The sequence below is a fragment of the Alteromonas alvinellae genome (assembly GCF_902705805.1).
On record NZ_CACSIH010000104.1, the window covers coordinates 1 to 888 of the forward strand.

The window sequence follows — 888 nt, forward strand, 5'->3', positions numbered from 1 at the left end:
GCCAAGCCCGAACTTGGTGCTTTTCATGTCTCTAAAGCCTTCTTCAATTTGCATTCGCTGCCTGTAAATGGCTACAACTTGTTTCGATAGGCTTCGGTGAGACGCCAGTGATGTGGCTAATAGCCACGGGTCTTTAGCGCCTCGCGCATGCACCTTTGAGCGCTTTGAGGCTTTGCGTGTACCATCTGGATTTGAAGCATGTCGTCCTTTAGATTTCTGTTTAAACAGAACTAGCGTGCAGGTAAAGGGATTGCTCCTTACTATTTGGCTGTTATCGAAACGCTTCGGTCGACAGGTTGCTTGTGCGTAAAGATGACGAATACATTGCCACGTATTTCCTCTATCAAGCGAGTAAAAATGTGGCTTGCGGATACGCCCAACAATGTCCCATCCTAGCGCCCTAACTTCTCTAAACCAAGGCGATTTATACCCTGCGTCGGTGACGATAATGGGACGACAGTGAGAAGGTAATATAGCGTGCAAGGTCTTCAAGAAGGTCTTGTGCGTAGCCGGTTTATCTTTCGTCTTATTGCAGTGCACTTCTTGATACAGTGTGATGGGCCTACCTTTTAAAGATATTGCTGCGCGTAACAGAAAATGCGCTTTACGGTCATCTAAATCTGACCAATCGATTGAGATAACAGGGCGTGAAGTGTTACCACAAAATAGTTGGCCGATAGATGCATAGATAAACGGCGTTTCGCGTAACAAATGTGGGTTTGAAAGCAAACGGTCCGCACGCTTAATCCTATGTTTTTCAAAGGCTTTAGTGTTAATTCCTCGACCTATGCTGGTTACTGTTGCAGCGCTTCCATTAAGCAAGCTTTTGACGCACGCCGTTACCGCATCCCGACGAGCTTTATGCATTTTATAGCTGACAAGCGATAC

General features: G+C 46.2%; 1 protein-coding gene. It reads right to left on the reverse strand.

All coding sequences use genetic code 11. The features are described from left to right. On the reverse strand, positions 1-888 hold an 888-nt coding region (locus ACX5KA_RS06730; protein WP_458730729.1), incomplete at both ends, for an IS4 family transposase.